General features: G+C 65.1%; 25 protein-coding genes. 5 read left to right on the forward strand and 20 right to left on the reverse strand.

The window, feature by feature from the left end; all coding sequences use genetic code 11:
* Positions 1–219 precede the first annotated feature (219 nt).
* The gene (locus tag BIU82_RS01425; RefSeq protein WP_070347660.1) at positions 220–1,434 is read left to right on the forward strand and encodes an AI-2E family transporter; all 1,215 of its coding nucleotides are present in this window, start codon (positions 220–222) and stop codon (positions 1,432–1,434) included.
* 79 nt (positions 1,435–1,513) lie between these two features.
* On the opposite strand, the gene BIU82_RS01430 is transcribed toward BIU82_RS01425, so the two are convergent.
* Both BIU82_RS01430 and BIU82_RS01435 read right to left on the reverse strand, forming a co-directional pair.
* Positions 1,514–2,314, reverse strand: a complete 801-nt coding sequence (locus BIU82_RS01430) for an alpha/beta fold hydrolase (RefSeq protein WP_070347661.1) — start codon at positions 2,312–2,314, stop codon at positions 1,514–1,516.
* Between the two features lie 71 nt (positions 2,315–2,385).
* Positions 2,386–2,718, reverse strand: a complete 333-nt coding sequence (locus tag BIU82_RS01435) for an ATP/GTP-binding protein (protein ID WP_070347662.1) — start codon at positions 2,716–2,718, stop codon at positions 2,386–2,388.
* Between the two features lie 65 nt (positions 2,719–2,783).
* Between BIU82_RS01435 and nucS the strand changes: the two genes are divergently transcribed.
* The 3 genes from nucS (at position 2,784) to BIU82_RS01450 (ending at position 5,312) form a co-directional block, all read left to right on the forward strand.
* Positions 2,784–3,479: an endonuclease NucS gene (gene nucS / locus BIU82_RS01440; RefSeq protein ID WP_070347663.1), complete on the forward strand. Its 696-nt coding sequence runs from the start codon at positions 2,784–2,786 to the stop codon at positions 3,477–3,479.
* A 78-nt stretch (positions 3,480–3,557) separates the two neighbouring features.
* Positions 3,558–4,802 (forward strand): amidohydrolase family protein, encoded by a 1,245-nt coding sequence (locus BIU82_RS01445; RefSeq protein WP_070347664.1) that lies wholly within the window; start codon positions 3,558–3,560, stop codon positions 4,800–4,802.
* A gap of 306 nt (positions 4,803–5,108) precedes the next feature.
* A complete protein-coding gene (locus BIU82_RS01450; RefSeq protein ID WP_070347665.1) occupies positions 5,109–5,312 on the forward strand; it encodes a cold-shock protein in 204 nt (67 codons plus the stop codon).
* A 69-nt stretch (positions 5,313–5,381) separates the two neighbouring features.
* On the opposite strand, the gene BIU82_RS01455 is transcribed toward BIU82_RS01450, so the two are convergent.
* From BIU82_RS01455 to BIU82_RS01510, 12 genes are all read right to left on the reverse strand, one after another.
* On the reverse strand, positions 5,382–5,813 hold the full coding sequence (locus tag BIU82_RS01455; RefSeq protein WP_070347666.1) for a DUF2550 domain-containing protein: 432 nt from the start codon (positions 5,811–5,813) through the stop codon (positions 5,382–5,384).
* Positions 5,814–5,823: 10 nt separating this feature from the next.
* Complete coding sequence (locus tag BIU82_RS01460) at positions 5,824–6,108, reverse strand: F0F1 ATP synthase subunit epsilon (RefSeq protein WP_070347667.1); 285 nt, start codon at positions 6,106–6,108, stop codon at positions 5,824–5,826.
* Position 6,109: 1 nt separating this feature from the next.
* A complete protein-coding gene (gene atpD / locus BIU82_RS01465; protein WP_070347668.1) occupies positions 6,110–7,564 on the reverse strand; it encodes a F0F1 ATP synthase subunit beta in 1,455 nt (484 codons plus the stop codon).
* Positions 7,565–7,650: 86 nt separating this feature from the next.
* A complete protein-coding gene (locus tag BIU82_RS01470) occupies positions 7,651–8,538 on the reverse strand; it encodes a F0F1 ATP synthase subunit gamma (RefSeq protein ID WP_070347669.1) in 888 nt (295 codons plus the stop codon).
* Between the two features lie 73 nt (positions 8,539–8,611).
* Complete coding sequence (atpA, locus tag BIU82_RS01475; RefSeq protein ID WP_070347670.1) at positions 8,612–10,249, reverse strand: F0F1 ATP synthase subunit alpha; 1,638 nt, start codon at positions 10,247–10,249, stop codon at positions 8,612–8,614.
* Positions 10,250–10,331: 82 nt separating this feature from the next.
* Positions 10,332–11,159, reverse strand: coding sequence for a F0F1 ATP synthase subunit delta (locus tag BIU82_RS01480; RefSeq protein WP_070347671.1), 828 nt, complete (start codon positions 11,157–11,159; stop codon positions 10,332–10,334).
* Positions 11,159–11,713 (reverse strand): F0F1 ATP synthase subunit B, encoded by a 555-nt coding sequence (locus BIU82_RS01485; RefSeq protein ID WP_070347672.1) that lies wholly within the window; start codon positions 11,711–11,713, stop codon positions 11,159–11,161. The genes BIU82_RS01480 and BIU82_RS01485 overlap by 1 nt, the downstream gene beginning before the upstream one ends.
* A gap of 53 nt (positions 11,714–11,766) precedes the next feature.
* Positions 11,767–11,970, reverse strand: coding sequence for an ATP synthase F0 subunit C (gene atpE / locus BIU82_RS01490; RefSeq protein WP_009356484.1), 204 nt, complete (start codon positions 11,968–11,970; stop codon positions 11,767–11,769).
* 80 nt (positions 11,971–12,050) lie between these two features.
* A complete protein-coding gene (gene atpB, locus BIU82_RS01495) occupies positions 12,051–12,851 on the reverse strand; it encodes a F0F1 ATP synthase subunit A (protein WP_070347673.1) in 801 nt (266 codons plus the stop codon).
* Between the two features lie 91 nt (positions 12,852–12,942).
* A complete protein-coding gene (locus BIU82_RS01500; protein ID WP_070347674.1) occupies positions 12,943–13,272 on the reverse strand; it encodes a hypothetical protein in 330 nt (109 codons plus the stop codon).
* The gene (locus BIU82_RS01505; RefSeq protein WP_070347675.1) at positions 13,259–13,741 is read right to left on the reverse strand and encodes a hypothetical protein; all 483 of its coding nucleotides are present in this window, start codon (positions 13,739–13,741) and stop codon (positions 13,259–13,261) included. Before BIU82_RS01505 ends, BIU82_RS01500 begins: the two co-directional genes overlap by 14 nt.
* A gap of 116 nt (positions 13,742–13,857) precedes the next feature.
* Positions 13,858–14,970 carry an MraY family glycosyltransferase gene (locus BIU82_RS01510; protein WP_070347676.1) on the reverse strand — a complete coding sequence of 371 codons (1,113 nt, stop codon included), beginning with the start codon at positions 14,968–14,970 and terminating at the stop codon, positions 13,858–13,860.
* Between the two features lie 205 nt (positions 14,971–15,175).
* On the opposite strand from BIU82_RS01510, the gene BIU82_RS01515 reads away from it, so the two are divergent.
* Positions 15,176–16,072: a glycosyltransferase gene (locus BIU82_RS01515; RefSeq protein WP_070347677.1), complete on the forward strand. Its 897-nt coding sequence runs from the start codon at positions 15,176–15,178 to the stop codon at positions 16,070–16,072.
* 33 nt (positions 16,073–16,105) lie between these two features.
* Here the strand turns inward: BIU82_RS01515 and BIU82_RS01520 are convergent, their stop codons facing one another.
* The 6 genes from BIU82_RS01520 to thrB form a co-directional block, all read right to left on the reverse strand.
* The gene (locus BIU82_RS01520; protein WP_070347678.1) at positions 16,106–16,867 is read right to left on the reverse strand and encodes a WecB/TagA/CpsF family glycosyltransferase; all 762 of its coding nucleotides are present in this window, start codon (positions 16,865–16,867) and stop codon (positions 16,106–16,108) included.
* 11 nt (positions 16,868–16,878) lie between these two features.
* The gene (locus BIU82_RS01525; protein ID WP_070347679.1) at positions 16,879–17,727 is read right to left on the reverse strand and encodes an L-threonylcarbamoyladenylate synthase; all 849 of its coding nucleotides are present in this window, start codon (positions 17,725–17,727) and stop codon (positions 16,879–16,881) included.
* Positions 17,728–17,739: 12 nt separating this feature from the next.
* The gene (gene prmC / locus BIU82_RS01530; protein WP_070347680.1) at positions 17,740–18,612 is read right to left on the reverse strand and encodes a peptide chain release factor N(5)-glutamine methyltransferase; all 873 of its coding nucleotides are present in this window, start codon (positions 18,610–18,612) and stop codon (positions 17,740–17,742) included.
* 13 nt (positions 18,613–18,625) lie between these two features.
* Complete coding sequence (prfA, locus tag BIU82_RS01535) at positions 18,626–19,699, reverse strand: peptide chain release factor 1 (RefSeq protein WP_070347681.1); 1,074 nt, start codon at positions 19,697–19,699, stop codon at positions 18,626–18,628.
* Positions 19,700–19,862: 163 nt separating this feature from the next.
* The gene (gene rho / locus BIU82_RS01540) at positions 19,863–21,944 is read right to left on the reverse strand and encodes a transcription termination factor Rho (RefSeq protein WP_070347682.1); all 2,082 of its coding nucleotides are present in this window, start codon (positions 21,942–21,944) and stop codon (positions 19,863–19,865) included.
* Between the two features lie 304 nt (positions 21,945–22,248).
* The gene (gene thrB / locus BIU82_RS01545) at positions 22,249–23,223 is read right to left on the reverse strand and encodes a homoserine kinase (protein WP_070347683.1); all 975 of its coding nucleotides are present in this window, start codon (positions 23,221–23,223) and stop codon (positions 22,249–22,251) included.
* Positions 23,224–23,254: the final 31 nt, after the last annotated feature.

Genomic DNA, 23,254 nt, shown 5'->3' on the forward strand with positions numbered 1-23,254 from the left:
GTAACGGTTTTGTTACCCGGCGGTCAGTTCGGGGCCCCGCCACGCCGTCCCCGGATTCCGCTCCATGGCAGGCGAAAAGCGGAATTTACGGCGGCTGGTAGGGTGACGAACAACATTGGAATCGGCATGCCCGCGGGGCCGCACGGAATGCAAAGGCAGTAGAACCACGTGAATGAACAGAAGTCTCCGACACCCCCCGAGCCGGCTGCGGATGGGGCCGTGGAGGCGGCTGTCGTCCGGGAACCGAGGTCCGGCCTGTTCGCCGTAATCGCCCGCAGACTCAGGCAGCCCATTCCCGGCGCCCAGCCCCGGGTCCGCTTCGAAATGCCCCCTGAGCTGGACGGTACCGAAGAGGCCGACGACGGCGACGCACGCTTTGGATCGCCGGGTCCCCGGATGTCCGCGCAGCATCCGTTGTACCTCGGCTTCATGGGCACGGCCGGAGTCGGCGTCGCATTGCTGCTATTTTACATCGGAACCCACACGGCGCAGCTCCTGCTGTGGATCGTCACTGCCCTGTTCATTGCCCTGGGCCTGGACCCGGTGGTCCGCTGGCTCGAAAGCCGCAGGGTTCCGCGCCCGGCCGGCATCCTGCTGGCCGTCGGGGTGCTGGCCGCCGGCGTCGCGGGCTTCTTCGCCACATTGATTCCGACCATCGTGGAACAGGTCACGGAGATCGTCCGCCAGGCACCCACCTGGATCCGGGATTTCCTGGATTCGGAGTTCTTCCGCTCCCTGGACAGCCAGTTCGGCGTGCGGGACCGGATCAGCCAGGAGCTGGACAAGTTCGTCAAGAACCCGGACGCCGTGGGCGGCATTTTCGGCGGCGTGGTGGGCTTCGGCTCCACCGTGGCCAACAGCCTGTTCGGTGCCCTGATCGTCCTGGTGCTCAGCCTCTACTTCCTGGGCGCCCTGCCCGCCATGAAGAAGTGGGCCTACCGCCTGGCTCCGCGCTCCCGCCGCCCGCGCGTGGAAGCCCTGTCCGAGGAGATCACCCGCTCCGTAGGCAACTACGTGATCGGCCAGGCCTGCGTGGCCCTGCTCAATGCCCTGTTCGCCTTCATCGTGATGAACATCCTGGGCGTCCCGTTCAGCGTGCTGCTGGCCTTCGTGGTAGCCCTGCTGGCATTCATTCCCCTGGTCGGTGGCATGATCGCCGCCATCGTGGTGATCCTGGTGGCACTGACCGTGGGCTGGCAGACCGCGGTGATCTACGCGATCTGCTACTTCGCGTACCTGCAGTTCGAGGCGTACTTCATCTCGCCGCGCATCATGCAGCGCGCGGTGGCGGTGCCCGGCGCCGTCGCCGTCATTTCAGTGATCGCCGGCGGCAGCCTGCTGGGTGTCCTCGGCGCGCTCATCGCCATCCCGACCGCAGCGGCGATCATGCTCCTGATCAAGGAAGTCTTCATCGTCCGCCAGGACCGCCACTGATCCCCACCGGCCCCCTAGCCTCGCTCCGCTCGGCCAGGGAACCCGGCCGGCGTGGGCCCAACCGGGCCAACCGCGCCAGCTAGGCGGAGGCTGTCGCGAACGGCCCCGCCCACTCACGCGGCAATCCCTCGGCACCCGCGCCGGCGTCGGTGACGTCGTCGACGATCTCATCGAGCACCCGCGCGGCGTACTTCTCCCCCACCCAAAGGTGCTTGGCGCCGTCGACGCCCAGGAGGCGCGCCTGCGGCACCAGCCGGAAGCGTTCCGCCGCCTCGGCCGGCCGGAGGAAGTCGTCGTGCTCCGGAACCAGCACGGTCAGGGGCTTGCCGGAAGCCGCCCATTCCTTCAAGTGGACGTCCGTGGCGCGGTGCAGCGGCGGGGACAGCAGGATGGCGCCCTCCACCTGCGATGCGACGGGCTCCACCGCCCCGTACATGAGCGCCAGTTCGGTGCCGAAGGACCAGCCCACCAGCCAGCGGTTCGGCAAGCCGCGTTCGACGGCGAACCGCACCGCGGCTTCGACGTCGTACCGCTCGCCAATCCCCTCTTCGAAGGTGCCCTGGCTGGTGCCGCGCGGGGAGTGCGTGCCGCGCGTGTTGAAGCGGAGCACGGCGACGCCGGCCAGCGCCGGGAGGCGGTAGGACGCTTTGCGGTAAACGTGCGAATCCATGAACCCGCCGTGCGTGGGCAGGGGGTGGAGGGTGATCAGGGTTGCGGTGATCGCGCCGGACTCCGGGAGGGCGAGCTCGCCCACCAGGACCTTTCCGTCCTCGGTTTCGATTTCGATGTTTTCGCGCCGGGCCGGCAGCACCGTGGATGCGCGGATGGCCACGGGAGCCTCGGGCTGGGTGAAAACGAAGGAGGCAGGGTCGAAAGTCATGCTTCCAAGGGTAGGCGACCGGGAACCCACCGTGCGCGGCAAAAGCAAGCGCCCGGCTGTCCGGAAAGAAGTCAGCGGTAGCGGTACGTCCGCCCGGTCCAGCACTTGTTGTGCCAGTGGCGCCGCTCGGCAAGGCCCGCTTCATCGCCCAACAGGTGGCTTCCGGACCACACCACCAGATGGGCGGTTCCCGGAAGGATGGCCATGGAGCATCCCGGACAGACATAGTTCTTTTCCGCGTTCCGGGCAGTCATGGTGCGGACGATCCAGTCGCCGTCGGGAGCACTCTCCCGCCGGGCGATCCCGGCGCGAGCCCGTTCGAGGTCCAGCTCCGGCGCCTCGGCACCTCGGCTCCACTTCGAATTCGCGGAGCCGGTACGGCGGGGACGGTTGGAACGGGGCATGCATCCATTCTGCCCCAGCGGCGCGGATCGGGCGGCACGCGTTCACAGGCAGTAAAGTTGGGCGGGTGCGACTCGTCATAGCCCGCTGCTCAGTTGATTACGTCGGCCGACTCAAGGCCCACCTCCCCCTGGCCACGCGCCTCCTGCTGGTGAAGGCCGATGGTTCCGTGCTGGTCCATTCGGACGGCGGTTCCTACAAGCCCCTGAACTGGATGAGCCCGCCTGCGACCCTGCGCGTCACCACGCCCGAGGAGACCGAGGTCGAGGAAGGCGTGATCGAACAGTGGACCGTGCAGTCCGCCAAGACCGATGACCGCCTGATCATCAACATCTATGAGCACCTCCACGACAGCTCCCACGAACTCGGAGTCGACCCCGGGCTGATCAAGGACGGCGTGGAAGCCGACCTGCAGCGCCTGCTCGCCGAGCAGATCGAAACCCTGGGCCCCGGCTACTCCCTGATCCGGCGCGAATACTTCACTGCAATCGGTCCGGTGGACATCCTGGCCCGCGACGCCGACGGCGCCACGGTCGCCGTCGAACTCAAGCGCCGGGGCGACATCGACGGCGTCGAGCAGCTGACGCGCTACCTCGAGCTGTTGAACCGCGACCCCCTGCTGGCACCGGTGCGCGGCATTTTCGCCGCGCAGCAGATCAAGCCCCAGGCGAAGGTGCTCGCCAACGACCGCGGCATCGACTGCGTGACCCTCGACTACGACGCCATGCGCGGAGTGGACGACAGCGAGTCCCGGCTTTTCTGATTACGCCTGATTGAAATATTTTGTTTTCAATCAACAGCAATCATTCTCTTGGGCTCCTTCGAGCAATAGAATCGAGCCATGACAGACCCGAGCCTGCCTTCGGCCACGCCCATGCCCAGCCGCCATCTCCTCAGCGGAACCATCGTCAGCGACGGGACTGTCATCCAGGACGGCCTCGTCGCCGTGGACGGAGACCGCATCGCGTTCGCAGGACCGGCGAAGGATTTTGCCGGGAGCGGCTTGGAGGAGTTCGCGGAGCTCGCGCCGTCGCCGCTTCCGGAAGGAAGCTACCTGCTCCCGGGCTTTGTTGACGTGCATTGCCACGGCGGCAACGGCGGCGACTTCCCTGGCGGCGACGAGGACTCGGCCCGCAAGGCCATCGACTTCCTGCACCGCTCCGGCACCACCACGCTCCTGGCAAGCATGGTCACGGCCTCCCGCGAAGACCTGCTGCGCGGCATCGGGCTCTACGCCGGACTCACGGACGAGGGCCTGCTGGCCGGCATCCACCTCGAAGGGCCGTTCCTTTCCCACGCCCGCTGCGGCGCCCAGAATCCGGCGTACCTCCTCGACCCCGATCTTGAACTCATGGCCGAGCTGATCGAGGCCGCCGCCGGAAAGCTCGCCACCATGACCTACGCCCCCGAACTGCCGGGAGCCTCCGCGCTGGTGGACCTGATGACTTCCCACGGCATCACGCCGTCGCTCGGCCACACTGATTGCGACGACGCCACCGCCGCGGCGTCGCTCACGGCCGCCCGTGAGGGCTTGGAGTCTGCAGGGTTCGACGGCGTCAGCTCGCTCCCCACCGTCACGCACCTTTTCAACGGCATGCCGCCGCTTCACCACCGCTCCCCCGGGCCTGTCGCCGCCTGCCTGCGGGCGGCACAGGAAGGGAAGGCCGTGGTGGAGCTGATCGCGGACGGCACGCACCTGGATCCCGCCACCGTGGCCACGGTCTTCCAACTGGTCGGTGCGGCGAACATCCTCCTGGTCACCGACTCCATGGCCGCCGCAGGACTGTCCGATGGCAACTACATGCTCGGCCCGTCGCCGGTCACGGTGAGCGACGGCGTCGCCACCTTGGACGCCACGGGCTCCATCGCCGGCGGAACCGCCACCATGCTCGATGTTGTACGCAGCACCGTGGCGGCCGGCGTCGGGCTCAAGGACGCCGTCTTCTCGGCGACTGCGGTTCCTGCCGCGGTCCTGGGCCTTTCGGATGAGCTCGGCGGCCTCCGCCGCGGCCTCCGCGCCGACGTCGTCGTGGCCGGCCGTGACCTGGAGTTGCACGGGGTACTGAGGCAGGGCCGCTGGCTTTAGTCAGTCCCGCGCAATAGCGCGGTTTATTACCTGATTTTTCAACTAAATGCCGTTACCTTCTTTTTACTTAAATTTTGCTGGAATTCCGCGATAGACCGTTGACCTGCACTTATGGCCATGAAAGTGTTGTAGCAGTCTTTGTGTAGGTGTGATTCATGCTCGCAAGACGTGTTGCGAGCGTGAAGCTCCTGCAATACCGGCAGGCATTGCCATGGCGGAATTCAGGTCTTCTCGCGGAGTAACTCAAGCACGGCACATTGGGTGCCGGTCTTAAAGATGTAGTTCCACAATGAGGAGATACGAATAATGGCACTGGGCACTGTCAAGTGGTTCAACGCTGAAAAGGGCTTCGGCTTCATCACCCCGGACGACGCCGACGGCGACGTCTTCGTCCACTACTCGGAAATCCAGACCTCCGGTTTCCGCACGCTCGACGAGAACCAGCGTGTTCAGTTCGAAATCGGCCAGGGCGCCAAGGGCCCGCAGGCCACCGGCGTCACCGCTCTCTGAGCCACGCCACACACACAGAAATGCCCGGGCGGACCGCCCGGGCATTTCCGTTTAAATCTCTCCTGGAAGTCAGCGCCAGGTTCCGACGCCGATCACCGGCCCTGCCTCAAGCCACGAGGACAGGCCGGCATACGCCTCGAAGCGCATCGCCAGCATGAAGGACTCCCCTTCGTGCCGCAGTTCAACCACCACGACGTCGGGCTGCAGCTTGGTCAGTTCCGTCTCGCTGGGCTTCCGGCGGCCGAGCAGCTCCAAGGAACTGCGTTTGAAGCTGTGACGCGGCCTGAAGCTCAGCGACAGCAGGCTGAACCATTCCAGCTCGGAGTCCTGATAACGACAAACCCCCATCCGCCAGCTGTTGCCAGCCGTGCAGATGGAGGCGTCCACCGTGCCGAGGGCGCGCCGCAGATTGAAGCGGCGCACCCCCACGAGGCACAGTGTCAAAACAAGCAGGCCAAAGGCACTTGCCAGGATGATGAACGGAAAAACAGAATCGTCCATCAAGGTCGTGCTATCGGATCCCCGCAGTAGCTGCTTCACCCAGCTGGGCGTTGTCAGCAACAATGACCACCCGGTTGTTGTCGACGGAGAAGAATCCGCCGTCGACGGCTACCGAGATGCGGTCACCGGAAACCGGCTCGATTGCCAGCTCGCCCTCGGCCAGGATGGCGAGCAGCGGCGAGTGGCCCGGCAGGATCCCGATTTCACCATCGCTGGTGCGGGCCTTGACCATCTTGGCCGCACCGGACCACACGAAGTGGTCCGCCGCGACAATCTCAACCTCGAGCTCAGCCATGCTACTTGGTCTGTTCCTGGATCTTGGCCCACTGGCGCTCGACGTCATCCATGGCGCCGACGTTGAAGAACGCCTGCTCAGCGATGTGGTCGACGTCGCCGTCGCAGATGGCCTTGAAGCCCTCGATGGTGTCCTTGATGGACACGGTGGAGCCCTCGACACCGGTGAACTGCTTAGCAGTGTAGGTGTTCTGGGAGAGGAACTGCTGGATACGGCGGGCGCGGGCCACGACGATCTTGTCTTCTTCGGACAGTTCGTCGACACCGAGGATGGCGATGATGTCCTGGAGTTCCTTGTTCTTCTGCAGGATCTGCTTCACGCGCACTGCGGTGTCGTAGTGGTCCTTGCCGATGTACTGCGGGTCGAGGATTCGCGAGGTGGAGGTCAGCGGATCCACGGCCGGGTACAGGCCACGGGATGCGATTTCACGGGAGAGTTCCGTGGTGGCATCCAGGTGGGCGAAGGTGGTGGCCGGTGCCGGGTCGGTGTAGTCGTCAGCCGGGACGTAGATGGCCTGCATCGAGGTGATGGAGTGGCCCTTGGTCGAGGTGATGCGCTCCTGGAGGAGACCCATCTCATCGGCCAGGTTCGGCTGGTAACCCACGGCGGAAGGCATGCGGCCCAGCAGGGTCGACACCTCGGAACCGGCCTGGGTGAAGCGGAAGATGTTGTCGATGAAGAGCAGCACGTCCTGGTTCTGCACATCGCGGAAGTACTCCGCCATGGTCAGAGCGGACAGTGCCACGCGCAGACGCGTTCCCGGCGGCTCGTCCATCTGGCCGAACACAAGGGCGGTGTCCTTCAGAACGCCGGCCTCGTCCATTTCAACCCAGAGGTCGTTACCTTCACGGGTACGCTCGCCCACACCGGCGAACACGGAGGTACCACCGAAGTTACGGGCAACACGGGTGATCATTTCCTGGATCAGAACGGTCTTGCCGACGCCGGCGCCACCGAACAGACCGATCTTTCCACCCTTGATGTAAGGGGTCAGGAGGTCGATCACCTTGATGCCGGTCTCCAGCATCTCGGTGGAGCCTTCGAGCTGCGCGAAGGACGGAGCCTTGCGGTGGATCGGCCAGTGGTCATCGGCCTTGATCTCGGACTCGTCAACGTCCAGCGGCTTGCCGAGCACGTTGAAGATGTGGCCCTTGACGCCGTCGCCCACGGGCACGGAGATCGGAGCGCCGGTGTCCTGCACGGAGGTGCCGCGGACCAGGCCGTCGGTGGCCTGCAGGGAGATGGCACGAACGAGGTTGTCGCCCAGGTGCTGGGAGGTCTCGAAGGTGATGGTCTTGGTCTCACCGTTGAGGGTGACCTCGGTGGTGAGTGCGTTGTAGATCTCGGGGATTGCGTCAGCCGGGAATTCGACGTCGACAACCGGGCCAATGACACGGGCAATGCGGCCGGTGGCACCGGCCGTTGCGGCTACGTGCTCGGTAGCGGTGGCAGTCATCTCTCTCACTTCATTCGGTAGATGGCGTGGGGTTAAGTTTATCTGTTTGGTGCAGCTGCGGCTGGTGCCGGGCGATGCACCGGCGGTTACGCGCTGAGCGCGTCGGCGCCGGCCACGATCTCGGACAGTTCCTGCGTGATTTCGGCCTGGCGGGCCGTGTTGCGCAGTCGCGTGTACTTCTTGATCAGCTCGGTCGCGTTGTCACCGGCCGACTTCATCGCGCGCTGACGGGCTGCAAGCTCGGAGGCTGCGGCCTGCAGCATTGCTGCGAAGATGCGGGACTCGATGTAGCGCGGCAGAAGTGCGTCGAGGACCTGCTCGGCTTCGGGCTCGAACTCGTACAGCGGCAGCAGCTCCGATTCGGTAACTGCCTGCTCTTCGACTTCCAGCGGAAGGAGGCGGACCACGGTGGGCTCCTGCGTCACCATCGACTTGAAGCGGGTGTACACAACATGGATCTCGTCCACGCCGCCCTCCGCGTAATCGGTGGCAAACTCTTCGAGCAGTGCAGCGCCGATTTCCTGCGCCGTTTCGAACTCCGGTGCGTCGGTTCCGCCGGTCCACACACGGGTGTAGGGACGGTTGCGGAAGTCGAAGTACGCCTGGGCCTTGCGGCCGAAGATGTAGGTCTTGACTTCCTTGCCCTCGGCACGAAGAAGCTCGTTGAGTCCTTCAGCCTGCTTGAGCACGCTCGCGGAGTAGGAACCGGCCAGGCCGCGGTCGGAGGTGATGACCAGGACAGCGGCGCGACGGATCTTCTCCGGCTCGGTGACGAGCGGGTGATCGATTTCGTTCTGGCTTGCGACAGCAGAAACGGCACGGGTAATCGCATTGGCATACGGCAGCGAAGCTGCAACGCGGGCGCGGGCCTTACCGATGCGCGAGGTAGCGATCAGTTCCATCGCCTTGAAGATCTTGCGCATCGACGTCGTCGAGCTGATCTTCTGGCGGTAGACCCGGATCTGGGCTCCCATACTTATCCTTTCCTAAGATCCCGGTGCCCGGGCCGGCCGGAGCTTGCGGCTCCGGCCGGCCCGGTCATCGGAACTAGCGCTTCTGCTTGACGATCTTTTCCTGGTCGACTTCGCCGCCGGAGATCGCTTCGTGCTCTTCGTGGCCGGCGCCAACCAGACGGTTGTCGCCTTCCCCGAAGAAGCCCTTCTTGAAGTCAACGATCGCGGACTTCAGCGCTTCCACGGTGTCGTCATCCAGGACGTTGGTCTGAGCCAGCGTGGTCAGGATGGAGGACTTGTGCTTGAGGTGCTCCAGGAACTCGGCCTCGAAGCGGTTGATGTCCTCAACCGGGACATCGTCCAGGTAGCCGTTGGTACCGGCCCAGATGGAGACAACCTGGTCCTCGACCGGGAACGGCGAGTACTGGCCCTGCTTGAGCAGTTCCATCAGGCGTGCGCCACGGGTCAGCTGCTGGCGGGATGCGGCATCCAGGTCGGATGCGAACATCGCGAACGCCTGCATGTCGCGGTACTGGGCCAGGTCCAGCTTCAAGGTACCGGAGACCTTCTTCATGGACTTGACCTGTGCCGAACCACCCACGCGGGAGACGGACACACCAACGTCAACAGCAGGACGCTGGTTGGCGTTGAAGAGGTCCGACTGCAGGAAGATCTGGCCGTCGGTGATGGAGATGACGTTGGTGGGGATGTAGGCGGAAACGTCGTTCGCCTTGGTTTCCACGATCGGCAGGCCGGTCATGGAACCTGCACCCAGCTCGTCGGAGAGCTTTGCACAACGCTCCAGCAGGCGGGAGTGCAAGTAGAAGACGTCACCCGGGTAGGCTTCGCGTCCCGGCGGACGGCGAAGGAGCAGGGACACGGCGCGGTAGGCTTCGGCCTGCTTGGACAGGTCGTCGAAGATCACCAGGACGTGCTTGCCGCCGTACATCCAGTGCTGGCCGATGGCAGAACCTGCGTAGGGAGCCAGGTACTTGAAGCCGGCGGGGTCGGATGCCGGGGAGGCCACGATGGTGGTGTACTCCAGGGCGCCGTGGTCTTCCAGGGTCTGGCGGACTGCGGCGATGGTGGAAGCCTTCTGGCCGACACCGACGTAGATGCAGCGGACCTGCTTGTTGACATCGCCCGAAGCCCAGTTGGCCTTCTGGTTGATGATGGTGTCGACGGCGATTGCGGTCTTGCCGGTCTGGCGGTCACCGATGATCAGCTGGCGCTGGCCGCGGCCGATCGGGATCATCGCGTCGATGGCCTTGAGGCCGGTCTGCATCGGCTCGTGGACCGACTTGCGCTGGGTGACGCCCGGAGCCTGGAGTTCCAGTGCACGGGTGGTCTCAGCCTTGATCTCGCCGAGGTCGTCGATGGGCTGGCCCAGCGGGTCGACAACACGGCCGAGGAAGGCGTCGCCAACGGGAACGGACAGGATCTCACCGGTGCGGTGTACTTCCTGGCCTTCTTCAATACCGGTGAAGTCACCGAGGATGATGACACCGATTTCGCGCACGTCGAGGTTCTGGGCGAGGCCCAGGGTGCCGTCTTCGAAGCGAAGCAGCTCGTTCGCCATGACCGAGGGAAGACCCTCAACACGGGCGATGCCGTCACTTGCGGTGGTCACGCGACCAACCTCTACGCGCTCTGCGTTACCGGGTTCGTAGGACGCCGCGAACTCGTTCAACGCATTACGGACGTCGTCGGCGTTGATGGTCAATTCGGCCATCTGCAGTCCCTGCTCTCCTGTTTTCGTGATCATCGTTGCTCACGATGACCGGGTTTTGTATCAGTTAGTTGTTCTTGTCCGGCTAGCCGGCGAGTTGACGGCGGAGTTCGGACAGGCGGGCCACGACGGAAGCGTCGAGCACTTCGTCACCCACCTGGACCCGGATTCCACCGATCAACGCCGGGTCAACGTTGACGTTGACCTTCAGATCGCGGCCGTAGAGGGCGTCGAGCCCGGCCTGCAGGCGGCTGGCCTGCGTTTCCGTCAGCGGACGGGTGACGCTGACGGTCGCAATCCAGCGCTGCTGGCGCTTGGCGGCGAGTGCCGCGAAGCTGTCGATGAGCTTTACTGCCTTGACACCGCGCGGCTGGGACACCGCCTGGCCAATGAGGAGCTTGGCTTCCTCGCTGGCACCCGGCACCAGTTTTCCGGCAAGAGCAACCTTCGCTGCTGCGGAAGCCTGCGGCTCTGCCAGAGCAGCTTGTACATCGTGGCTGGATGCAACAACCTGCTTGAATGCAAACAGGTCATTCTCCAGCTCTTCCAGCCCCGTGATTCCGGAGGCAGAAACGGCCGACTTGTTTTCAGCCACGGCGATGACCACCGTGGCAGCAAGAGTCTCGAGTGCATCGCCGATGTCACGTGCGTCTGCCCAGCGCGAGCCGGCCAGTCCGGACATGATTTCCGCAGCATCAGCGGAGACTTTCCCGCCAAACAGCTGCTTGACCAGCGCCGACTTCTCTTCTCCGCTGCGGGAGGGGTCAGTCAGGGCGCGGCGCAAGCCAGCCGAGCTGTCTACCGTTCCCAGGATTCCGAAGAGTTCCCTAGCCAACTGCAGCGAGGCGAGCGGAAGCTTTGCTTCCAACTGCTCCAGCGCCGTGGTCAGCGATTCGCTCGATACACCTGCCATTACTTAGCTGCACCTGCGTTCTGGGACTCCAGATCTGCCAGGAAACGGTCCACCACGCGGGCGGAGCGCTCGTCATCGTTGAGCGATTCGCCCACGATGCGGCCTGCCAGGGTGGTTGCCAGGGTGCCCACCTCGGAACGCAGGGCAACAACGGCTGCCTGGCGCTCGGATTCGATCTGGGCGTGAGCCTGCTCGGTAATGCGGGCGGACTCGGCGGCGGCCTTGGCCTTCAGGTCGGCAAGGATCTGTGCACCTTCAGCGCGGGCTTCCTCGCGGATGCGGTTGGCTTCGGCACGGGCATCGGTGAGCTGCTGCTTGTACTCTTCGAGTGCTGCAGAAGCTTCAGCCTGGGCCTTTTCGGCCTTGGCAATGCCGCCTTCGATCGCTTCGGCGCGCTCTGCGAAGGTCTTCTCGAACATCGGGACAATGAACTTGACCACGATGAACAGGAGGACAGCAAAGCCGACGAGAACGACACCCATTTCCCAGGGGTTGGGCATCAGCGGGTTGGTCTCGGCACCTTCAGTGGCCGCTGAGACAATCAGCTGTTTCATGATTTACCCGTCCTTTCTACTCGTGTGCTGGTTCGCTGCGTTCCAGGGAACGACTAGAGAACGAAGGCGAAGACCAGACCGAGGATGGCGAGAGCTTCAGTCAGAGCCAGACCAAGGAATGCGATCGGCTGCAGCACGCGCTGGGCTTCCGGCTGACGAGCAACACCGTTGATGTAAGCCGCGAACACGAGACCAACACCGATACCACCGCCGATTGCGGACAGACCGTAACCTACGAGGTTGAGATTGCCTTCCATTTTTTTCCTTTCAAGATGCCATGTGAATGGCAGGTTGTTTGGTTTGCTTCATCCCCGCGAAGGGGAAGTCTGTGGGTGCCTTAGTGGCTGTCGGCGTGGAGTGCGCCTTCGATGTAGATCGCGGTCAGCAGGGTGAACACGTAGGCCTGCAGGGCCATGATCAGTGCTTCCAGCATGTACATGGCGATCGCGCCGACCAGGACCAGCAGCGAGGTGCCCTTCAGGAGGACGTTCTCCTGCATGACGAGGAACTCGATGCCGGAACCGGCGAGCATGACGATCAGGTGGCCGGCGAGCATGGTCGCGAAAAGACGGAGGCTGTGCGTGACCGGGCGGACCAGGAAGTTGGAGATGATTTCGATCGGAACAACGATCGGCAGGATGTACCACGGAACGCCCGACGGAACCGTGGCCAGCTTGAAGTACTTGATGCCGTTCTTCTTGATGCCGATGGCAATCCAGGTGAAGTACACGATGCCGGCCAGGACGTAAGCGCCACCGACATGCGAGAAGCTGGGGAGCTGGATCAGCGGGATGGCGCCATAGATGTTGTTCACCAGGATGAAGAAGAACAGGGAGAACAGCAGGGGCACGTACTTCATGAAGTCACGGCCACCGATGATGTCCTTGGCGATGCTGTTGCGGACGAAGCCGTAGGCCATCTCACCCGCGAACTGCAGCTTGCCGGGAACCAGCTGCTGCTTGCGTGCAGCGAGGAGGAAGAAGGTGGCGATAATGACGACCGAGAGGATCACCAGCAGCATCTGCTTGGAGAATCCTTCGTGCGCACCCCACGGCAAGATAGCCGGCAGGTGCATTTCTTCGATTCCGGGAGGGGTGAAGGTCCCTGAATCCTGGGCCGGGAGCGCAAGCGCGATCAACGCGTTTCCTCTCTGCAGTGTCCATCATTGGGCTTTGGTGAGAATCGGTCCGCGTTGCGTGCGGCCACTTCCCGTGTGAAATTTTTTGGCATTACTGTGCCCCGTCCTGGGACGGACCGCGTTCCGCTGCGTTCCCACCCGAAGGAGAGCCTTGACGGGTGAGTCCGTGCATATGGGAAAGGTAAAATCCCCCTGCAGCTCCGAGCAGAGCGCCCAGGAGCACGATCCAGCGGGTCCCCCACAGATAATCCAGACCCCACCCTATCAAACTCCAGACAATGATTCCGCCGATGATGTAGCTGAAAACGGCGATGCCGGCGTTGTATCCGGCGTCCTTTCCAGCGGTGGTGTCGTCGGCGGAATGCGCGGAAGCAGAGGAGCCGGAAACGGGCTTCGCGGGATCGCGATCAGGCTTTGCCATGCTGGCCTCCTTCGCCCGGCGAGGGGTCGTTGTAGATCTGCAGGCGGGCCTTGCTGAACCCACGGATTTCGGCGGCCTGCCAGACAACGACAGTCACGACGGCGGCAATCATGAACCAGCGGCCGTGCAGCCAATCCGGCGCACCCATCACGAACAGGACAACGGCAAAGCCGATGACCTTGATGAAGTAGGTGGCCACGAAGAGTCCCACCGCGCCCGAAGGATTGTTACGTCCCACGAAATGGCCGATCAGCAGGCTGATCGCGAAGAAGACCATGACGAGTGCGCCGCCGAAGGCAACGGACAAGGCGCCCTGGCCGCCGTTCAAGACCGCGGCAACAACCGCGGTGACGAGCAATGCCAGCCCGGCCGACGTCGTACTGAGAATCAGCAGCCTGAGCCACAGCGAGCTTCCGGAGACGGCAACGCCGGACTGCGTGGACTGATGTCCGTCGGCGTTGGTAGTCATGGGGATGCCAATCGTCGAGGCAGGGATGCCAGGTCTCAAAGAGGGTGGGTGCGCGTGCGAGTGACTGCCCGCAGCAAGAATTCTACATGAGATAGAACTGTGACGTTAAACCGCTGTTACCGCGCCGCTCCGTCGTCACGGCGGGCGTAGTACGGCCAAGCTGTCACGACCGCCATGACAAGGGCCGCAGCGATGTCCACGGTGAGGACGATCTGCCACGGATAGATCACGAAGGCCAGGCCGCCAAAGGCAAGGATCGCCGTCCAGACATACATCATCAGCACCGCCGTGCGGTGCGAATGGCCAAGCTCGATCAGCTTGTGGTGCAGGTGCCCGCGGTCTGCGGACCACGGCGATTGTCCGCGGGCGGTCCGGCGGACCACAGCAAGCCCGAGGTCCAGCAGCGGCAGGGACAGCACGGCGAACGGCAGCAGGATGGGGATGATCGTGGGAATACCGTTGATGCGGTCGTAGAGGCCCGAACCGATCTGACCTGTCGCCACCACGCCCGCCGAGGCCATCACCAGGCCGAGGAGCATGGCACCGGAATCGCCCATGAAGATCCGCGCCGGAAACCAGTTATGCGGCAGGAAGCCGATGCAGCAACCCACCATGATCGCCATCAGAAGCGCGGCCAGGTCCGAGCGGTCCAGCAGGATCGGGTTGCGGTGCACCCAGTAGGCGGTCAGGAAGAATGCCGCTCCCCCGATCGCCGCGACACCCGCGGCAAGACCGTCCAGGCCGTCGATGAAGTTCACCGCATTCATCGTCGTCACCACCAGGAAAGCGGTGATCGCAATCTGTGCCGGCTCGGATTCAATCGCGATCGGTTCGGGGATGAACGGGATGATCGTCATCCGCACGCCCCAGACCGCAACCACGATGCCGGCCAGGGCCTGCCCGATGAGCTTGATCCACCAGCGCAGGTCGAAGAGGTCGTCAGCGAGTCCGACCAGGACAATCACCAGGGCACCGGCGAGGACACCCCACGGGGCGGTGTTGCCCCGGAAAATGTCCTTGACGAAGAAGGAGTTGCTGGCCACCACCAGCGCGACGGTAAAACCTGCACAAAGGCCAAGGCCGCCCAAGCGGGAGATCGGCACGGAGTGCATGTCCCGGCTGCGGATCGGTCCGAACAGGCGCAGCTTCCGTCCGAGGAAACGGGCGCCCCAGGTGGTCACGTACGCCACAACGGCAGCGGTAAGCGCCATGAGCGAATACATGATCACGTGGCGGCTCCTGAAGACGGTGATGGTTTGCGCCCTTTGCGATGCGTTGGGGCAGGTGCCCTCAACGCCCTGCGCACCGCCGGATGTTGCTGTACTACAGTTGGACTCTGTCAAAAATACTAGCGGCAACACCCGCCGTGCTCCGGACGTCGCGCCCCATGGCGAGCCGGTTCAGCGCGCAGCGCCGCTCCGGAAGGATTCCTTCATGCCCGTGCCGGTTGCCGTAGCCGCCGTGACTTTCGACCGACCCGCCGAACTGGCAGTCCTGCTTGACGCCGTACAGGGCCAGACCATGCCCGTGCAGACCATCTGCCTGGTTGACAGTGGCGCCACCCCGGCCCGTGAAGTCGCTGAAAAACATCCTGCGGTCGACTACGTGCGCTCGGAGGCGAACCTGGGCGGCGCAGGCGGGTTCGCCCTGGCCATCCTGAAGGCGGTTGCCAGCGGAGCCGAATGGGTCTGGATCATGGACGACGACGCCGAGCCCACCGATCCGTCGTGCCTCGAGACGCTGCTCCGCGAGGCGGAGGCCCGCGGGCTGGATGCCGTGGTTCCGCTGGTGCTGGCTCCCGGCCAGCCGGACAAGCTGTCCTTCTTCTTCCGCATCGACGGCAAGGTGACCCATGACCGTGCCGAGGTGGAAAAGCAGGGGTTCCTGCCCGACGTCGGGCATTTCTTCAACGGCGCGCTGATCCGCTCAGACGTATTCTTCAAGGTGGGTGTGCCGGATATCCGGCTGTTCATCCGCGGCGACGAAGTGGACTTCATGATCCGGCTCCGCAAGGCGGGAATCCGCTTCGGCACGGTGGCGACGGCCTCCATCAGCCACCCGCACGCGTTCTCCGAAACGAAGCACGTGTTCGGCGCCCGCTGGCATGTGATCGTGCCCGAAGGCGCCTTCAAGCGCTATTTCTACTACCGCAACCGCGGCTACCTGATCCGCCGGTACCGCCGGGTGAGGTCCCTGGTGGCCGACGTCGGCGGCTACCTGGGCTACTTCCTTCCGCGGGGCGACTTCCGTGGCCTCGCCGAATGGTTCCGCGCGTTCTCCGCTGGCCTGCGCGGCAAGGGATTCGGGCCGCTGGACCAGCAGAAGTTCTAGCGGGCGCTTCCGCCCTCGACGGCGAAGCAGGCTTCAGAGCCGGGAGAACCGCTTCCTCAGCAGCAAGCCAAGCAGTACCCAAGGCTCGCCGAAGACGCGGTAGGCAACCTTGCCCGGATGCAGGAGAAGGCGCCAAGCCCACTCCAGTCCAAGCCGGCCAAGCCAGCGCGGGGCGAGCTTCTGCACTCCGCCGAGCTGCTCAATGGCACCGCCGACAGCTGCATAGACGGCCGGAGGCAACTGCGCGCGCCGGCGCCACAGCACCGATTCCTGCAGCGGCATGCCCAGGCCAAGCAGCACGAGTTGCGGCCTGAACTCCCCCAGCCACGCGACGGCGGCGTCTTCCTGGGCGGTGTCCCAGTCTTCGCCGGCGCGCCCGGCCACCTCTGCGCCGGGCACGATCGCCCGCAGCCGGTCCACGGCCTTGGCATTGGCCTCCGCACCCGCGCCGATGACGGCGATCCGTTCAAGCCCCGGCACGCGGCCAAGACCGGGGAGCCAGTCAGTGGAGCCCAGCCGGTAAGCCATCGCCTCGCGGCGGGTGGTGCGGCCATGGGCCCTGCCCCAGAGCATGGCGACGGGAGCGCCATCCGGAAGGATGACGTCGCTGCGCTCATAAAGGGCACGGAACTCCGGCCGTGAATGCAGCAGCGTGACGCTGTGCAGGTTGTGCCCGACAACCAGACGGGTGCCGCCGTCGGCCAGGAATCCGCCAAGCACCCCGAGGAGTTCTTCCACGCGCAGCGCGGTGACCTCGACGTCGAGGAAAGGGATCCGGTCCCTGTGGAGCTTCATCAGGGGTGCAGTCATCCAGCCGAAGGTCCGCCGGGTGCCCGCTGTTCGGATTCCCCGGCCTCATCCGTCGCGCTTCCAATTACTTCCGGAGCCCCCTCAGCGTCCTCAGCGGAAGCCTCCTCCAACTGTTCTTCGGCCTCCGGCGCCTCCAGCGGCGGCATCGGCACTTCTTCGGCCTCAGGCATGGGCTCGGGAGCGACTTCGCCGAGGGCAAGGACGCCGGGAACCAGCTGGCGGAGCTGCTCAAGGCTGATGGCACCTTCGCGGACCACGCGCAACGGCAACGAGGTGGCGTCCACGATCGTGGACGGCAGGGCGTCCTCGCTGCCGACGGGCCGCAGGCCGCCTTCGAGGTAGACCTCCACGGATTCAGCCAGCTGCTCGCGGGCTTCAGCGGCGGTCCGCGCGGCCGGCTGTCCGGTCCGGTTCGCGGAGGAGACAGCGAGCGGGCCGGTGCGGTTGAGGAGTTCGAGGGCGATCTCGTCGTCCGGCATGCGCAGGGCCACGGTGCCGCGCGTCTCGCCAAGGTCCCAGTCAAGCGACGGCTGGGCATGGAAGATCAGGGTCAGGCCGCCCGGCCAGAACGTTTCCGCCAGCTTGCGGGCCTCATCCGACACCTCGGTGGCCAGGCCGTCCAGCGCGCCGAGGCGCGGGATCAGGACGGGCGGGGGCATCTGCCGGCTGCGGCCCTTGGAGACGAGCAGCATGGTGACGGCCTGCGGCGAAAAAGCGTCCGCGGCGATCCCGTACACGGTGTCCGTGGGCATCACGATGCATTTCTTTTCGCTGATGGCGCGCTGGGCGTGCTCGATGCCGCCGGCGCGTTCTTCCTCTGACGTGCAGTCGTAGCTAGTGGTCACTGCGCTATTCTTTCATTCCCGCGGGCCGGCCGGTGACAGCACCGCGCTCGTTGCCCGTTCCTTGCCGTTGAGGTCCACATGCGAGGTGACGTCCGTCCAGCAGCCCTGCCGGCGGAGATGCTCCGCGATCCATTCGGACTGGACTTCGGCGTGTTCCATCACGAAGTAGCCGCCCGGTTTCAGGAGACGCGCCGCAGAGGCGGCCGCCGCCGTCGGGAGTTCCATGCCGTCCGCTCCCCCGCCGTACAACGCCTCCGGCGGGTCGTGGAGTGCCACCTCGGGTTCGTTCGGGATGGCCTCCGCCGGGATGTACGGCGGATTGGACACGACGACGTCGAAACTGCCGTTGTGTTCAGGCAGCGCATCACGCAGGTCCCCGTGGATCAGGTTGACGCCGAGCGGCTGCAGGTTCTTCGCCGCCCAGGCGTGTGCGAAGTCGCTGAACTCGACGGCAAACACCTCGGCGTCCGGAACCTCGTGCGCGATGGACGCGGCGATCGCGCCCGAACCCGTCCCCAGGTCCACGACCTTCGGCGCCACCGCCCCGGCGAGCCGGTCGATGACCAGCTGCACCACTGTTTCCGTCTCGGGACGCGGGATGAAGACGCCCGGCCCGACGGCGAGCGTCAGGTAGCGGAAATGCGCGACGCCGGTGATGTGCTGGAGCGGAACGCGGCGGGCGCGTTCGGCGACCAGTTCGCCGTAGCCTTCCGGCACCGGCGAGTCGCCCAGGAGCATCGCCCGCAGGCGGCCGAGGCCGACGCCGAGGAGGTGCTCGGCAAGGAGTTCGGCGTCCACGCGCGGCGTGGGAACCCCTGCTTCGTGCAAGATGGCTGTGGCCTCACGGACGGCATCCGCGAGGCGCTGCCCGCTTTCGAAAGGCATGGATGACCCGGCGTTACTCGCCGAGGGCGTCCAGGCGCGCCTGTTCGTCCATTTCGATGGCGGACTGAATGACCGGTTCCAGGTCACCGTTCATGACGGCGTCCAGGTTGTAGGCCTTGTAGCCGGTACGGTGGTCCGCAATGCGGTTTTCCGGGAAGTTGTAGGTGCGGATGCGCTCGGAGCGGTCCATGGTGCGGATCTGCGACTTGCGGTGCTCGGCGCTCTCGGCGTCCAGCTGTTCCTGCTGGTGCGCCAGCAAGCGGGCCCGGAGCACGCGCATGGCGGCTTCGCGGTTCTGCAGCTGCGACTTCTCGTTCTGCATGGCCACCACGATGCCCGTGGGCAGGTGGGTGATGCGCACGGCGGAGTCGGTGGTGTTCACCGACTGGCCGCCCGGGCCGGAGGAACGGTAGACGTCGATCTTGAGGTCGTTCTGGTTGATCTCGATCTCTTCGGGCTCGTCCACTTCCGGGAACACGAGGACGCCGGCAGCCGAGGTGTGGATGCGGCCCTGGGATTCCGTGGCGGGAACGCGCTGCACACGGTGCACGCCGCCTTCGAACTTCAGCCGCGCCCAAACGCCCTCAGCGGGATCGTTGGAGTTGCCCTTGATGGCCATCTGGGCATCCTTGTAGCCGCCCAGGTCCGATTCGGTGGAGGAGATGAGTTCGGTCTTCCAGCCACGCGCTTCGGCGTAGCGGGTGTACATGCGCAGCAGGTCCGCGGCGAAGAGTGCGGCTTCCTCGCCGCCTTCGCCGCCCTTGACCTCGATGATCACGTTGCGGGCGTCGTCCGGATCGCGAGGGATCAGCAGGCGGCGCAGCTTCTCCTGGGCCGCGGGGAGCTGCTCCTGGAGCTGCTCCACTTCGGCGGCGAAGTCGGGATCCTCGGCGGCCATTTCCTTGGCGGCGTCCAGGTCGTCAGTGAGCCCGCGCCACCGGTTGTACGCCTCGACAATGCCCTGGAGCTGCGCGGAGCGGCGCCCCAGCTTCCGGGCCAGGGACTGGTCGGCATAAACGGCAGGATCGCTCAGCTGCGCCTGGATGGCGGCATGCTCGTCAAGCAATCCCTGTACGGACTCAAACATCTTCAAACCTCTTTCGACTTCTAAAGTCTAATGACTGCAACGCGGGGTCACTTACGGCCCATGTTCCGGGCCCGGATGGGCCGTATCTGACCCCGCGTTGCCTCAGGCAACGCAAAGGGGCGGGGCCGGCAGACATGCCCGGCGGCCCCACCCCGTTTCGTGCTTACTTGTCGTTATCCGACTTCGCTCCGAGAGTCGTCTTCTGCACCTGCATGAGGAACTCGACGTTGCTTCCGGTTTCCCGGATCTTGTTGGTCAGCAGTTCAAGGCTCTGCTGCTGCTCCAGTCCGGAGAGGACCCGGCGCAGCTTCCACATGATCTTGACCTCTTCGGGCGAAAGCAGGTTCTCTTCGCGGCGGGTACCGGAGGCGTTGACGTCCACGGCCGGGAAGATGCGCTTGTCTGCCAGCTGGCGGGACAGACGCAGCTCCATGTTGCCGGTGCCCTTGAACTCTTCGAAGATGACCTCGTCCATCTTGGAACCGGTCTCCACGAGGGCGGTGGCCAGGATGGTCAGGGAGCCGCCGTTTTCGATGTTGCGGGCAGCACCGAAGAAGCGCTTGGGCGGGTACAGGGCTGCGGAGTCCACACCACCGGACAGGATGCGGCCGGAGGCCGGTGCTGCCAGGTTGTAGGCGCGGCCCAGTCGGGTCATGGAGTCCAGGAGGACCACCACGTCCATGCCCATTTCCACGAGGCGCTTGGCGCGTTCGATGGAAAGTTCGGCCACGGTGGTGTGGTCGTCGGCGGGACGGTCGAAGGTGGAGGCGATGACCTCGCCCTTGACCGTGCGCTGCATGTCCGTGACTTCTTCGGGACGTTCGTCAACGAGCACCATCATGAGGTGGACCTCAGGGTTGTTGGTGGTGATCGCGTTGGCGATGGACTGCAGGATAAGGGTCTTGCCGGCCTTCGGCGGGGAGACGATCAGGCCACGCTGGCCCTTGCCGATCGGGGCCACGAGGTCGATGACACGGGGGCCGATCTTCTTCGGGTCGGTCTCCAGGCGCAGGCGCTCGGAGGGGTACAGCGGCACGAGCTTGGCGAACTCGACGCGGTCCTTCAGTTCCTCAGGGGTCTTGCCGTTGACCGAGGTGACGCGGACAAGCGCGTTGAACTTCTGGCGTGCGGACTGCTGGTTGCGGTCTTCGCCTTCGCGCGGTGCACGGATGGCACCGACGACGGCGTCGCCCTTGCGCAGGTTGTACTTCTTGACCTGGGCCAGCGAGACGTAGACGTCGTTGGCGCCGGGCAGGTAACCGGAGGTGCGGATGAACGCGTAGTTCTCCAGGACATCGAGGATGCCCGCGACGGGCAGCAGGACGTCGTCTTCGGTGATCTCGACGTCGTCGACGTCCGGACCCTGGTTACGGCCGCGGCGGCGCTCATTGCGGTCGCGGAAACGGTCGCTGCGGCTGTTGCCGTCACGGCGGTCGTTCTGCTCGCCACGGTCATTGCGGTCGCGGCGGTTACGGCGGCTGCGGCGGCTGCCGCCTTCCTCGCCGTCGTTGTCGTCACGGCGGTTACGGGTGTTCTCGCGGCGTTCACGCTGTCCGCCTTCGCCGGCTTCCGCAGCCTGCTCCGTGCGGCCCTGTTCGCCGCGTGCCGGGCGTTCGGCTGCCGGACGCTCGCCCTGGGCCTGTTCGGCCGGAGCGGATTCGGTGGTTTCAGCGGCTTCTGCTGCGGCGGCGTTCTCGCCGCGGCGGCGGTTGCGGGTGCGCGGCTGGCGGCGTTCGCCTGCTTCTGCGCCTTCTGCCGGAGCGGCAGCCGGAGTGCTCTCGACGGCGGCGGCTTCGGTGCTTGCGGCGGTTTCAGCTGCCGGGGCGGCAACAACGCCGTCGCTGGTGGCGCGGCGGCTGCGGCCACGGCCGCGGGCACGGGTACCTTCCGGGGCGGCGCCTTCCTGGGCCGTGGTTTCAGCGGCTGCCGGCGCGGTTTCGGCCTTGGCAGGAGCCTCGGTCCTGGCTTCCTTGGCAGGCGCCTCAGCCTTGGCGGGAGCTTCGGTCTTTGCCGGCGCTTCGGTCTTTGCCGGGGCCTTGGCCGATCCGGCGCCTGCACCGGCCCGGTGGGCGGAAATTGCCGCTACGAGATCGCCCTTGCGCATCCGGGAGCCGCCGGAAATACCCAGCTGGCTGGCGAGGGCCTGCAGCTGCGCAAGCTTGAGTCCGGCAAGGCCGCTGCTCTTGGCAGGTGCGGCAGCGGAATTGGTGTCCACAGCTGGAGCCAGCTCAGTGGTTTCTGTCACGAAGGATCCTTCCCCCTCGACGTCGCCCGGACTGGAGCCGGGCGCGATGATGTGTTCTGGACTGCAGTTCAGATCTGCAGCCGGGATGTCGGCCGTGCCGTTTCATTGCGGCGGCAAAGCCCGATTGATTTACGTCTTCGACGCCCCGGGATACAGGGCACGGGCTGTTACGGAAGGAAACAGAGCAGATCTGCGATACCTGAAACAGGCCGGAAAGGAGACGACACCGGCAGGGACTTCGACACAGTAGACGACGGGAACAAACCTGTTGCCAGGGTCCGGTGTCAGGGAACTGCCCGCGGTTTTACCGCCGGTGCAATTCCACTCTAGCACCTTCAACGTCAACAGCCAGCGTCATCACGCGCCAGGAGACACCGGGTGTGTTGCCTTCGGCGAAGGCGGAAATCCGTGCTGCGACGAGCGCTGCCTCTTCTTCGCCGTTGGCCAGGGCGAGCACCGTGGGGCCCGCACCGGAGACGACGGCGGCATGGCCGTCCGCGCGCAGCGCCGCGATCAGTGCCGCACTGGGCTGCATGGCCTCGGCCCGGTAGCTCTGGTGCAGGTAGTCCTCGGTGCCTGGCAGCAGGAATTCCGGTGCCTTGGTCAGAGCGTGGATCAGCAGGGCCGCACGGCCGGAGTTCATGGCTGCGGCGTGGTGTCCCACCGAAGCGGGCAGCAGGCCGCGGGCAGTTTCCGTGGAAAGTTCGTAATCCGGAACCGCAACGACAGGCACAACGCGCGGATCGACGTCGGCCCTGGTGCTGCTGTACTGCTCGCTGTCCTGCCAGGACAGCGCCAGTCCGCCGAAAATCGCCGGAGCGACGTTGTCCGGGTGCCCCTCCATCTCGCTGGTGAGCTGAAGGATCCACTCGCGGCCCTGGCGCGCATCCTCCGGGACCAGGGCGTTGGCGGCAGTCACGGCGGCGACGACGGCGGAGGCCGAGGAGCCGAGTCCGCGTCCGTGCGGGTTGACATTGTCGGCCGTGATCTTCAGGCCGTTGTGCCGGAAGCCAAGCCGTTCCAAGGCAGCGTTGATGGCGCGCACCACGAGGTGGCTGGCATCCCGCGGCAGGGTTTCAGCGCCTTCGCCCGAAAGCTCGAATTCGAGTTCCCCGGTGTCCAGTGTTTCCACGGTCAGGGTGTCGTAGATGGACAGGGCCAGGCCGAGGCTGTCATAGCCGGGACCGAGGTTGGCGCTGGTGCCGGGAACCCGGACGGTCAGCTGCTGACCCGCCGCGAGCGTGGTAAATTCGCCCGCGGCGGGCTGCGTTGTTTCCACTCTTGGTTTCTTCCAGTCTTGTTGTGCGGCC

The sequence above is a fragment of the Arthrobacter sp. SW1 genome (genome assembly GCF_001766675.1).
Taxonomy (GTDB): Bacteria; Actinomycetota; Actinomycetes; order Actinomycetales; family Micrococcaceae; genus Arthrobacter.

What these genes read in the sequence shown, in the direction of transcription:
- BIU82_RS01450 (WP_070347665.1), top strand. Translation starts at nt 5,109, where the DNA reads ATGGCACTGGGCACTGTCAAGTGGTTCAACGCTGAAAAGGGCTTCGGC.
- BIU82_RS01520 (WP_070347678.1), bottom strand. Translation starts at nt 16,867, where the DNA reads ATGAAGCTCCACAGGGACCGGATCCCTTTCCTCGACGTCGAGGTCACC.
- BIU82_RS01435 (WP_070347662.1), bottom strand. Translation starts at nt 2,718, where the DNA reads ATGCCCCGTTCCAACCGTCCCCGCCGTACCGGCTCCGCGAATTCGAAG.
- atpD (WP_070347668.1), bottom strand. Translation starts at nt 7,564, where the DNA reads ATGACTGCCACCGCTACCGAGCACGTAGCCGCAACGGCCGGTGCCACC.
- BIU82_RS01500 (WP_070347674.1), bottom strand. Translation starts at nt 13,272, where the DNA reads ATGGCAAAGCCTGATCGCGATCCCGCGAAGCCCGTTTCCGGCTCCTCT.
- BIU82_RS01480 (WP_070347671.1), bottom strand. Translation starts at nt 11,159, where the DNA reads ATGGCAGGTGTATCGAGCGAATCGCTGACCACGGCGCTGGAGCAGTTG.
- prfA (WP_070347681.1), bottom strand. Translation starts at nt 19,699, where the DNA reads ATGTTTGAGTCCGTACAGGGATTGCTTGACGAGCATGCCGCCATCCAG.
- prmC (WP_070347680.1), bottom strand. Translation starts at nt 18,612, where the DNA reads ATGCCTTTCGAAAGCGGGCAGCGCCTCGCGGATGCCGTCCGTGAGGCC.
- BIU82_RS01430 (WP_070347661.1), bottom strand. Translation starts at nt 2,314, where the DNA reads ATGACTTTCGACCCTGCCTCCTTCGTTTTCACCCAGCCCGAGGCTCCC.
- BIU82_RS01485 (WP_070347672.1), bottom strand. Translation starts at nt 11,713, where the DNA reads ATGAAACAGCTGATTGTCTCAGCGGCCACTGAAGGTGCCGAGACCAAC.
- BIU82_RS01515 (WP_070347677.1), top strand. Translation starts at nt 15,176, where the DNA reads ATGCCCGTGCCGGTTGCCGTAGCCGCCGTGACTTTCGACCGACCCGCC.
- BIU82_RS01445 (WP_070347664.1), top strand. Translation starts at nt 3,558, where the DNA reads ATGACAGACCCGAGCCTGCCTTCGGCCACGCCCATGCCCAGCCGCCAT.
- BIU82_RS01470 (WP_070347669.1), bottom strand. Translation starts at nt 8,538, where the DNA reads ATGGGAGCCCAGATCCGGGTCTACCGCCAGAAGATCAGCTCGACGACG.
- atpA (WP_070347670.1), bottom strand. Translation starts at nt 10,249, where the DNA reads ATGGCCGAATTGACCATCAACGCCGACGACGTCCGTAATGCGTTGAAC.
- BIU82_RS01505 (WP_070347675.1), bottom strand. Translation starts at nt 13,741, where the DNA reads ATGACTACCAACGCCGACGGACATCAGTCCACGCAGTCCGGCGTTGCC.
- atpE (WP_009356484.1), bottom strand. Translation starts at nt 11,970, where the DNA reads ATGGAAGGCAATCTCAACCTCGTAGGTTACGGTCTGTCCGCAATCGGC.
- BIU82_RS01455 (WP_070347666.1), bottom strand. Translation starts at nt 5,813, where the DNA reads ATGGACGATTCTGTTTTTCCGTTCATCATCCTGGCAAGTGCCTTTGGC.
- BIU82_RS01460 (WP_070347667.1), bottom strand. Translation starts at nt 6,108, where the DNA reads ATGGCTGAGCTCGAGGTTGAGATTGTCGCGGCGGACCACTTCGTGTGG.